The sequence below is a fragment of the Glutamicibacter sp. BW80 genome, assembly GCF_002332385.1.
Taxonomy (GTDB): domain Bacteria; phylum Actinomycetota; class Actinomycetes; order Actinomycetales; family Micrococcaceae; genus Glutamicibacter.
Map to the genome: position 1 here is coordinate 1 of NZ_NRGV01000010.1, position 9631 is coordinate 9631.

Consider the following 9631-nt stretch of genomic DNA (forward strand, 5'->3'; position numbering starts at 1 on the left):
ACCCTGAATCCTGAAGAGCCTCTAATACTAATTTGTCGCTGCGATTGGCTTGAATACCGAAACTGATCAGACTTCCCGTAATGGGCCTTCTGCTGAGAGGTGTGAAGTAGCCGAACACTATTGAGTTTTTTGTTCATTGATCCTGCGGTAAAGGGTAGCGCGGGACATCCCCATGTCCTTGGCGACTTGGGTTGCCGGTTCACCTGCCTGGATGAGTTTTGCTGCGGTCCGGATTTGGGAGTCGGTGAAAGTGGGCCGGCGGCCTCCGAGGTCGCCGCCGGTGGTGCGGCGCTTGGTGACGGAGTCGTTGATCCGTTCGCGCTTAATCTCTAACTCCATTTGCGCGAGGGCTGCCATGACGGTGAAGACCATTGCGCCCATAGGTGTTTTGGTGTCCACGTCGCCACCGCCCAGGTTGAGCACCCGCAGCCCAATATTGCGATCACGCAGCTCTTCGGCCAGTTCGAGCATTTTCTGGGTGGAGCGCCCGAGTCGGTCCAGGGTGGTGATCATGAGGGTGTCATCCGGGTGTAGCGCGTCGAGTGCTTTATCCAGGCTGGGACGTTTGGCCAGAGCCCCGGAGAGCCCGTGGTCAATATAAAGGTCATCGCGGCGGACACCGGCCGCCAACAAATCTTGAATTTGCCGGTCGGTGTCTTGTGCTTTGGTTGATACGCGGGCGTATCCGATCAGCTTGGTCATGGAATCCTTGAAAAGTGTCTCGAAACTAATGTTGTCAACATGATTCTACGACATTGGTTGCGACACATAGTTGCGAGAATTTAGGACTATTGAGTTTCCGCGGATTTTTCGTTGGGGCAGGGGTGCGCGGTGAGACGTCTTGCAACCTATAGGTTGTGAGACGTCTGAGAAATCAATGTGGCGGATCTGGATTCTGCATTGGCAGATAGAATCTGTTTATGTCCATCTCTGAATTAACCCCGAGTGCTCAGAAATATTTGAAGGTCGTGTGGAGTTTGTCTGAATGGACTTCTTCCCCTGTAACTCCTTCGTTAATTGCTGATCGTGTGGGGTTGAGGTTGTCCTCGGTGTCGGAGGGTATCCGCAAGCTTTCCACGCAGGGATTCTTGGAGCATGCACCATATGGCTCGGTGGAGCTAACAGAGTCAGGCCGTCGCTATGCTGTGCAGATGGTCCGCAGGCATCGGCTGTTGGAGACTTTTCTTGTCGAGGTGTTGGGGTATTCCTGGGATCAGGTGCATGATGAGGCTGAGAATCTGGAACATGCGGTGTCTGACTTTATGGTGAAGCGGATCGACGAATTACTGGAGTTTCCCTCGCGTGATCCCCATGGCGATCCGATCCCTTCGGCGTCAGGCGCGGTGGATTCGCCAGCCGCTGTCCCACTTAGTGATGTTGGAGCGGGGCAGGATGTAAGTATCGAGCGGATTTCTGACGAGGACCCTCAAATGCTGAAGTTCTTTGAAAATCATGGGTTCTGCATTGGGAAAAAGCTGTCGATCAGTCAAGGTGCCCCATTTTCGGGGGTATTGGAAGCTCGGATCTCAGGGGCCAAAGAATCTGTGCTTCTTGGCGCTGCAGCGGTCAAGGCACTGTATGTATCCATTGATTCACAGGATGCAATAGGTTCATAGGCGACGGGAGAGAACCCAGAGGCAGGCAACTGATCCGAGGGGGCGCCGGCCTCTGGCTTCTCTTTACTCTTTAATTGGGGCTGTGCTGTAGCCGGGATTCGTTGCGGGTCCTATGATACCTAGCTAGTTTGGCGCTGATTAGTCCATGTTGTGGGCTGAAGAGATATGCCAGGAAGAAAGCGGCGCCTTGGCTGAGGACGACCATGCCCCCGGAGGCTGTGTCGAAGTAGTAGCTCGCATACAATCCTATAACGGCGCATAGTGCCGCGATGAGTGGGGCGATCATCAGCATTCTGCTGAAGCGGTTGGTTAGTAGGTATGCGGTTGCTCCTGGGATGATGAGCATGGCGACCACAAGGATGACTCCGACTGCTTGTAGCGCTACGACCGCTGTCGTTGCTAGAAGTGCTAAGAGCAGTGCCCCGAGTAAACGTGGGTTCAATCCAATGGCGTGGGCATGGGTTGGATCAAAGGCGTAGAGAGTGAAATCCCGGCGTTTGGTGAGGAGTATCGCCAGGGTTAGGGCACCGAGGATGATGATTTGTGCCAGATCTGTCCATGAGACGCCTAGTAGATTTCCGAAGATGATGTGGTTCAGGTCAGTGTGCGCTGGGGTTACAGAGATGAGGACTAGTCCCAGGGAAAAGAGTGTGGTGAAAACGATTCCGATGGCGGCGTCTTCTTTTACTCTGCTGGTGTCTCGCACAATGCCGATGAGCAGCACTGCGAGGAATCCGAAGATTACCGCTCCTAGGGCAAAGGGTGCGCCGACAATATAAGCAAGGACAACACCGGGGAGCACTGCGTGCGATACCGCGTCTCCCATGAGGGACCAGCCGATGAGGACAAGCCAGCATGAGAGGACCGCGCAAACTACTGATGCGGTCAGCGTAGTGATCAAAGCTCGAAGCATGAATTCATAGCTGAGCGGTTCGATGAGAAGGTCGATTAGTTGCACAGTTATCCTTTTGCCAGCACGTCAAGTCCGAAGGCCATAGCCAGATTCTCAGGTTGAAGGACGTTTTCTGGAGAAGAGTGCATCAGCACTCGGCGCATAAGAAGGATGGCCTCGTCTGCTAGTTCGGGTAATGCTTGTAGGTCGTGAGTCGACACCACAACGGTGGCACCTTTATAGGCAAGTTCGCGGATTAGACGGGTGATTGTTGCTTCGGATCGTTTGTCCACTCCTGCGAATGGCTCGTCGAGGAGCAGGATCTTCGCTTCTTGGGCGATGCCGCGAGCAACGAACGCGCGTTTTTTCTGCCCTCCGGAAAGCTGGCCGATTTGCCGGTCAGCGTATTGGGTGAGCTCCACTTTTTCTAGTGCTTCGTTGACGGCTTGATGGTCGGCAGTCCTAGCACGGCGCGTGAGTCCCATCTTTCCGTAACGTCCAGTCATGACGACTTCGCGCACGGAGAGTGGGAATGCCCAATCGATGTCTTCATGCTGCGGGACGTAACTGATTCCTGCACGTTTGCGTTCTGCAGCAGGATTATGGGAATTAACCAAAACTGTTCCTGTGACGGGGTGAACCAGGCCCATGATGGTCTTGAACAAGGTAGATTTTCCCGAACCGTTCATGCCGATCAGAGCACAGACCCGGTGTGGATTGATATCCAGCGTTACTTGCTCTAGTGCTCGTATCGTACCGTATTGGACAGTGACATCTTTAAGCGAAATAGCTGGGGGCATTAATTCTCACCAGTCAATGCGTCGATAATCGTTTGCGTGTCGTGACGGATCAGCTCTAAATAGGTAGGCACAGGACCGTCTTTTCCGGAGAGGGAATCCACATAGAGGGTGCCACCGAATTTGGCATCGGTGGCTTCGACGACCTGCTGCATGGGCGCGTCAGACACTGTGGACTCGCAGAAAACTGCGGGTACTTGGTTCGTGGTGACGAATTCGATGGCAGAGGTTATCTGCTGGGGTGTTGCTTGCTGCTCCGCGTTGACGGCCCAGATGTATTTTTCGGTTAGATCGGTGTCTTTGGCAAGGTAGGAAAAAGCTCCTTCACAAGTGACGAGTGCTCGTTGGCTCTGGGGCAGATGGGAAAGTTCAGTGACTAGCCCGTCATGCACTTCCTGTAATTCCTCTTTGTATGCTGCTGCATTACGCGCGTATTCATTGGTATTTTCAGGGTCAAGAGTGCTGAATGCCGAGGCCATGTTATCGACGTAGACCTGTACGTTTAGCGGGCTCATCCAGGCATGGGGATTAGGTTTTCCGGCATGCTCGTCTTCGGTGATATCGATTGGTTCGACACCGTCACTGACAACAGCGTGGGGCACGTCTAAGCCCTCGACGAATTGGCCGAACCATGCTTCGAGATTCATTCCGTTATCCAGGATCAGGTCAGCTTTCGCAGCTTTGCTGATATCGCCCGGGGTGGGTTCATAGCCGTGTATTTCCGCTCCGAATTTCGTAATGGATTCGATCTGCAGGTGGTCGCCGGCGACGTTTTCAGCGATATCGGCTAGTACGGTGAATGTGGTTAGGACCACTGGTTTCTTTTCTTGAGTCGTGGCGTAATTTTGCGGGGAAGTGGTGCAGCCAGTGAGGAGGAGAGCTAGGGCTCCTGCGCTAATAGCAAGGGAAAAGCGTGGGCGGAATGAACGTGGAGATCTGGGCATAGGATTGCCTTTCGATCGTAGGTTTACGGCTGAAGAATCTAGAGCGAGCTCATGAGTGATGGCGGGGTCTCAGGGGGTGGCCCTGCGCGATGTGCAGCTGAGGCGAATCGTTCTAATTTGGTCGGGTTTTCGCCGCGGCAGTAAATGCCGACTAGTCGCAGGAAGTAACGCACTACAGTTGCAGGGTCGGTGGAGGAACCCAGTAGTGACTGCGCTTCGTGGTGCTTGGACTCTTGCGCGGCGCGGAACAATGCGACGGCTTCGATCCAGAGTCCGTCGTTGGTTCGTTGTGAAGCATTATGTTGCATGGGTAGAACTCTAATGTTCGGTACACCGAAGTTCAAAATATTACTTGTTAGGTCGAGGGCCTTTCTGAAGCATGGATAATGCATGATTATGCAGAATGTCGGTTGTAGCCTGTGCTTGGATGTTGGTATCGCCGAGGCATTTCATGGTCGAAGTTTGAATGGTTGAGCCCATAGCCAGATGGGATCGGGGCGATCTAGGGGTGCGGTGGGGCAATACCCGTGGAGTGGCTAATCTTTCGACACATAGTTTATGAAACTGAGTTTTGCGACGAAATATCCTCGAAAATCTGTTGAGTTCTCAATCGTCGAGGATTTCCACTCAACCTGGCGCATGACTGTGTCACAAACGACCGTTTCCGGTCCTTCTGCAAACAGATGGGGCCATTACCACTTCAGTTTTACGGGATGTCGAAATACAGCGCTCAGTCTGGAATACTAGGGGTGTGCAAAAATCCGCCCGCTCGACACGTGTTCTCAGAGGCACGACCGCCGCATTCTTTGCGACGTTCGTTTCTCTGTGCTCCCACGTACTCGCAGGCGGAGAAGTACCAGGACTCCTGAACGTCGCGCTACCTCTCGCGCTGTCGCTTCTCGTGTGCATGTTGCTCAGCGGTCGACAATTCACCCTGTGGCGCTTGGCCGGGATGGTTGGATTCAGCCAGCTGCTCTTCCATCTGTTGTTCTCGATGGGAGCCGGGCATTCAGCTGCGTCCATCATTGGCGGGCAGGACATGCACGCGCATCATGGGATGACTATGCCCATAGATATCACTACCTCGGCCGACGCTGCCACCATGAGCCATGGTGATACCACGATGCTTCTAGCCCACCTCATGGCGGGCCTCGCTACCGTGCTGGTTCTGCATCGCAGCGAACAAATGCTCATCGCTGCCGCTAACATCGTTGACCTGTTGACCTGGAAACTGCTGTGGCGACTAGTTACTTTCGCCTACCAGCTAATCCACCCACTGCCGACTCCCACTGCCCCGCGTGAAATCCCGACCTACACGATATGCGTGTATTCAACGTCGGTTATTCGTCGGGGTCCACCCGCACTCACCACGGTGTAAGACCACTCCCATTTACAGATCAACGTGTCTGTGGGTTTTTTACGTCTGCCTTACTGACGACTGACAGGCGGATTTGTTGCGTCTCGTGTTGCTGTCCACAGGAAGTTGCTCGTATGCAAGACCGCTTTGAACCCGGGCCTGGCATGCTGCTTCACGCACAACTATTCATCGTGATGATTTCTTAGCTCAGCAGCTGCCTGCATAGTTTCGCGCCCCGTCGCTCAGTAATCCGCACAGTGCGCTTACACCATAGACTTCCATGCCCTTCTTCTGAGGGCAATCCCTCACCATGCCATCCCCAACAACCGGTTGCCCTGCATATTGCTCGGCATCCAGAGTTTTTGGGCTCAACAGCATATCTCCTTCGAAGCGCGCTGTCTGCGCTTCCATATTTTTAGGATGAACCTTGAACACCTCTTTTGCTCTGCGTACCGCTGCTCTCTGTGCCGCTGCCCTGCTCACCCTGAGCGGCTGCGCTACAAGCCCCGCCGAGAACAGTCCCGCATCACCGTCTAATGCTTCGGTCACGATGAAAGATCCGTGGGTGAAGGCCGCTGACGAAGGCATGTCCGCAGGATTCGGCACCATTGAAAATACCGGGGACCACGACATCACCGTTACCTCCGTGACCAGCCCTGCCTCCACCGATCTGGAACTGCACGAGACCGTAGCCAATGAATCCGGGGCCATGGTCATGCGTGAAAAAACCGGTGGCTTCACCATCCCCGCCCATAGCGAACTGCATCTGGAACCCGGGGGAGACCACATCATGCTCATGGACCTCACCGAACCACTGCAACCAGGCAATGATGTGAACCTGACCCTGACCTTCTCCGATGACACCACCTTCGATGTCACCGCCCCCGTCAAGGAGTTCGCCGGAGCCAACGAAAAATACGAAGGCACCGAGCACGGGGACATGGACCACAGCACCATGGATATGGACCATTCCGCATCGGAAAGCGCCCACGATCACTAATGCCCCACGAAAAGACACCCTTTCAAAGTGGCCCGAGTCGGCGCGGTGTGCTGTTCGGTGGAGCCGCCGCTGGGCTGGGAGCGATCGCAGCCCTCGGCATTGAGTCCTTGACTAGCACCACCGCGCCCGCTGAGGCAGCGGATCAGTTGCACGGGAACACCGTGATTCCGTTCTATGGCCCCCACCAAGCAGGCATCGCTACGGAACCGCAAGCCCACGCCACCTACATCTCTCTCGCCCTGAATGAAAAGGTGGACAGTGCAGCAGTGCAGCGCCTCCTGCGACTGCTCACAGATGACGCAGCAAGGCTCACCCAGGGGCAAGCTGCATTGGCAGATACCGAACCGGAACTAGGAGCAGTTCCTGCCCGGTTGACCGTGACCTTCGGCTTTGGCCCGAAGCTGGTGGAGCTGGCAGGATCCTCTGCCGCAGGTATTCAGCCACTGCCTAAGTTCAGTATCGATCGGTTGCAAGAACGGTGGAACGACGGGGACCTGTTGCTGCATATCGCCTCGGATGATCAGCTGACCGTGGCTCATGCCCAGCGGATGCTGCTCAAAGATGCCCGACGGTTCGCATCGGTGAAATGGGTGCAGCCAGGGTTCCGCCGTTCTAGAGGATCAGAAGCTACTGGCACGACGATGCGTAACCTCTTCGGCCAGGTTGATGGAACCGTCAACCCCTCGCCGCAGACCGCAGACTTCAACGCGCTGGTATGGAACCCTGATGGAAGCACCACCATGGTCATTCGCCGCATCCAGATGGACGTCGACACCTGGGACGAAGTGGATCGTTCCGGTCGAGAATTCAGTGTTGGACGAACCTTGGCGAATGGTGCCCCCACCACCGGCAGTCAGGAACACGACGAACCCGATTTCGAAGCAACCAACGCTCTCGGATTCACGGTCATCCCGGCCCACGCGCACATTCGACGCGCCCGCTCAGAGAACCCCAGCGAGCGGATCTTCCGCCGGGGATACAACTATGACGAGCAGCCCACTGGAACCGATATTTCCGATTCGGGACTGATTTTCGTGTCCTACCAACAAAGCGTGGCCAAGCAATTCGTCCCGTTGCAACAACGTCTGGCGGAGCTTGACGCGCTGAACCAGTGGACCACGCCGATCGGCTCTGCCGTGTTCCTCATCCCGCCAGGCTGTGCCGAAGGAGGATTCGTCGGTGAAACCCTCTTCAAGGCATGACCAGCCCTATTATTTCTCTTCTTTCAAGGATTACTCATGACTCTCTTGGACACCGCACCCCCCCCGGAATCCCAACCGCCTTCCATGCCTTCCCGTCCGACTCGCAAAGGCTGGTTTGGGCAACTGCTACTTCGGCTGCATTTCTACGCAGGAATTTTCATCGGTCCGTTCATCCTCATCGCCGCCGTGAGCGGAGCCTTATACGCGATCACGCCGCAGATCGAACAAGCGGTCTACGCCAAAGAACTGCACGCACCGGTTGCTGATTCCTATCTGCCGCTAGCTGATCAAGTCGAAGCGGCCAACACCTATATGGGTAGCAGCGAAACCTTGGTCGCGGTGCGTCCGGCACCGAATCAAGGGGACACCACGCGGGTGATGTATGCCGACCCAGCACTGGGCGAGAGCGAAACCAGGGCCATCTTCGTGGACCCTGCCACCGCTGAAATCCGCGGCGATCTCACCGCCTACGGAACCAGTGGTGCCCTGCCATTACGCACCTGGATCGACCAGTTGCACCGCAATCTGCAACTCGGTGAGCCAGGACGCATGTACAGCGAGCTGGCAGCTTCCTGGCTAGGTATCATTGCCCTTGCTGGCTTAGGTCTATGGATCTTGCGGATCAGGCGCACCAAACGCAAAAAGGACCTCCTACGTCCCAATACCAAAGCCACCGGCTACCGCCGACTGGCCAGTTGGCATGGCTCTCTGGGGATCTGGGTCTTGCTTGGCGCGTTCTTCCTTTCCGCCACCGGGATCACTTGGTCCACCTACGGCGGCGCAAACGTGGGTGAATTGCGTACTGCGCTGAACTGGGGCACCCCCTCCGTTAGCACCGACCTCACTGCCACTGGCGACGGTTCCGCTGATGAGCATGCCCACCACCATGGAGCGTCTACAGCACCCACCGGGGAGTCGGTGAACCCGGCAGCTTTCGACACGATGCTCTCCATCGCCCGCGAAGTCAATATCAACACCGGACTGGTCGAAATCAAGCCGCCCGCTGCGGAAAGCAAAGCATGGGTGGTCCAAGAAATTCAACGCTCATACCCGACCGAAGTTGACGCGGTCTCCATTAATGGTCAAACCCTGGAAGTCGTCGACCGGGTAGATTTCAAAGACTTCAACCTTGCGGCGAAGCTAACGCGGTGGGGAATCGATATCCACATGGGGTCTATGTTCGGATTGCCGAACCAGATCTTGTTGTTCCTCGTCGCTACCACCATCGCCACCATGGTGGTGCTGGGATACGTGATGTGGTGGAAACGTCGACCCATGAAAAATCCCTCGCAACGCATGGGCAAGACACCGGCTCGCGGCGGATTGTTGCGTGCCCCGTGGTGGGGGCTGCTGTTGCTACTGCTTGCAGCCGGAATGGTAGGGGTCTTCTTGCCCCTGATGGGAATCAGCCTCGCGGCTTTCCTCGTCATTGACATGATCGTAGGCCGGCTCCAACGCAGTAAAGTTCAACATCGAACCACTGAATAAATTCAAAAGTTCAAACAAGTTTTAGTTGTGCCCTTCGCGCTGTAGGCGAAGGGCACAACTGTTTCAAAAACCACCGTTTTAGGAACTGTCGAATGGTCTTAGTGCTCCTCCCATAGAGTCAGATGTATTTAGGTAAGAGACGGTGGTCAGTTTTGGTTTCTGGTCTGTTATGATGATGTCATCATGATCAGCCCGCTCGCCTTATGGCTCGGGCTGATTTTCTTTAACAGTGTCATGTATCAGGAGATCGGTGACAAAACTGCATCAAGACATCAGTAACACTTGCTGCATCAAGACATCGGTAACACTCACTGGTCTTCCCGAGGATTTTGGAA

General features: G+C 55.2%; 11 protein-coding genes. 5 read left to right on the plus strand and 6 right to left on the minus strand.

Annotation, left to right across the window (positions count from 1 at the left end; all coding sequences use genetic code 11):
• Nucleotides 1-117 precede the first annotated feature (117 nt).
• Nucleotides 118-702: a recombinase family protein gene (locus tag CIK76_RS01710; protein WP_096283074.1), complete on the minus strand. Its 585-nt coding sequence runs from the start codon at nt 700-702 to the stop codon at nt 118-120.
• Between the two features lie 218 nt (nt 703-920).
• On the opposite strand from CIK76_RS01710, the gene CIK76_RS01715 reads away from it, so the two are divergent.
• Nucleotides 921-1616, plus strand: coding sequence for a metal-dependent transcriptional regulator (locus tag CIK76_RS01715; protein WP_096283075.1), 696 nt, complete (start codon nt 921-923; stop codon nt 1614-1616).
• 70 nt (nt 1617-1686) lie between these two features.
• Here CIK76_RS01715 and CIK76_RS01720 read toward each other — a convergent pair whose 3' ends face one another.
• The 4 genes from CIK76_RS01720 to CIK76_RS01735 are packed head-to-tail and all read right to left on the minus strand — an operon-like array spanning nt 1687 to nt 4557.
• On the minus strand, nt 1687-2574 hold the full coding sequence (locus CIK76_RS01720) for a metal ABC transporter permease (RefSeq protein ID WP_013350353.1): 888 nt from the start codon (nt 2572-2574) through the stop codon (nt 1687-1689).
• Nucleotides 2575-2576: 2 nt separating this feature from the next.
• Entirely contained in the window at nt 2577-3308 is a 732-nt protein-coding gene (locus CIK76_RS01725) for a metal ABC transporter ATP-binding protein (RefSeq protein WP_096283076.1), read from the minus strand.
• Entirely contained in the window at nt 3308-4249 is a 942-nt protein-coding gene (locus tag CIK76_RS01730; RefSeq protein ID WP_096283077.1) for a metal ABC transporter substrate-binding protein, read from the minus strand. The genes CIK76_RS01725 and CIK76_RS01730 overlap by 1 nt, the downstream gene beginning before the upstream one ends.
• A gap of 38 nt (nt 4250-4287) precedes the next feature.
• On the minus strand, nt 4288-4557 hold the full coding sequence (locus tag CIK76_RS01735; protein WP_013350295.1) for a hypothetical protein: 270 nt from the start codon (nt 4555-4557) through the stop codon (nt 4288-4290).
• Nucleotides 4558-5156: 599 nt separating this feature from the next.
• Between CIK76_RS01735 and CIK76_RS01740 the strand changes: the two genes are divergently transcribed.
• Nucleotides 5157-5627, plus strand: coding sequence for a hypothetical protein (locus CIK76_RS01740; RefSeq protein ID WP_141393432.1), 471 nt, complete (start codon nt 5157-5159; stop codon nt 5625-5627).
• Between the two features lie 186 nt (nt 5628-5813).
• On the opposite strand, the gene CIK76_RS19750 is transcribed toward CIK76_RS01740, so the two are convergent.
• Nucleotides 5814-6155: a hypothetical protein gene (locus CIK76_RS19750; protein ID WP_255248309.1), complete on the minus strand. Its 342-nt coding sequence runs from the start codon at nt 6153-6155 to the stop codon at nt 5814-5816.
• 1 nt (nt 6156) lies between these two features.
• Between CIK76_RS19750 and CIK76_RS01745 the strand changes: the two genes are divergently transcribed.
• The 3 genes from CIK76_RS01745 to CIK76_RS01755 all read left to right on the plus strand — a co-directional run bounded on the left by CIK76_RS01745 (nt 6157) and on the right by CIK76_RS01755 (nt 9296).
• Complete coding sequence (locus CIK76_RS01745; RefSeq protein WP_226910951.1) at nt 6157-6606, plus strand: copper chaperone PCu(A)C; 450 nt, start codon at nt 6157-6159, stop codon at nt 6604-6606.
• Entirely contained in the window at nt 6606-7808 is a 1203-nt protein-coding gene (locus tag CIK76_RS01750) for a Dyp-type peroxidase (protein ID WP_096283080.1), read from the plus strand. Before CIK76_RS01745 ends, CIK76_RS01750 begins: the two co-directional genes overlap by 1 nt.
• An 84-nt stretch (nt 7809-7892) precedes the next feature.
• A complete protein-coding gene (locus CIK76_RS01755) occupies nt 7893-9296 on the plus strand; it encodes a PepSY-associated TM helix domain-containing protein (protein ID WP_096283081.1) in 1404 nt (467 codons plus the stop codon).
• The last annotated feature ends 335 nt before the right edge of the window (nt 9297-9631 follow it).

Coding starts and splice junctions, on each gene's coding strand:
- CIK76_RS01710 (WP_096283074.1), bottom strand. CDS start 702: ATGACCAAGCTGATCGGATACGCCCGCGTATCAACCAAAGCACAAGAC.
- CIK76_RS01715 (WP_096283075.1), top strand. CDS start 921: ATGTCCATCTCTGAATTAACCCCGAGTGCTCAGAAATATTTGAAGGTC.
- CIK76_RS01725 (WP_096283076.1), bottom strand. CDS start 3,308: ATGCCCCCAGCTATTTCGCTTAAAGATGTCACTGTCCAATACGGTACG.
- CIK76_RS01730 (WP_096283077.1), bottom strand. CDS start 4,249: ATGCCCAGATCTCCACGTTCATTCCGCCCACGCTTTTCCCTTGCTATT.
- CIK76_RS01735 (WP_013350295.1), bottom strand. CDS start 4,557: ATGCAACATAATGCTTCACAACGAACCAACGACGGACTCTGGATCGAA.
- CIK76_RS01740 (WP_141393432.1), top strand. CDS start 5,157: ATGTTGCTCAGCGGTCGACAATTCACCCTGTGGCGCTTGGCCGGGATG.
- CIK76_RS01745 (WP_226910951.1), top strand. CDS start 6,157: ATGAAAGATCCGTGGGTGAAGGCCGCTGACGAAGGCATGTCCGCAGGA.
- CIK76_RS01750 (WP_096283080.1), top strand. CDS start 6,606: ATGCCCCACGAAAAGACACCCTTTCAAAGTGGCCCGAGTCGGCGCGGT.
- CIK76_RS01755 (WP_096283081.1), top strand. CDS start 7,893: ATGCCTTCCCGTCCGACTCGCAAAGGCTGGTTTGGGCAACTGCTACTT.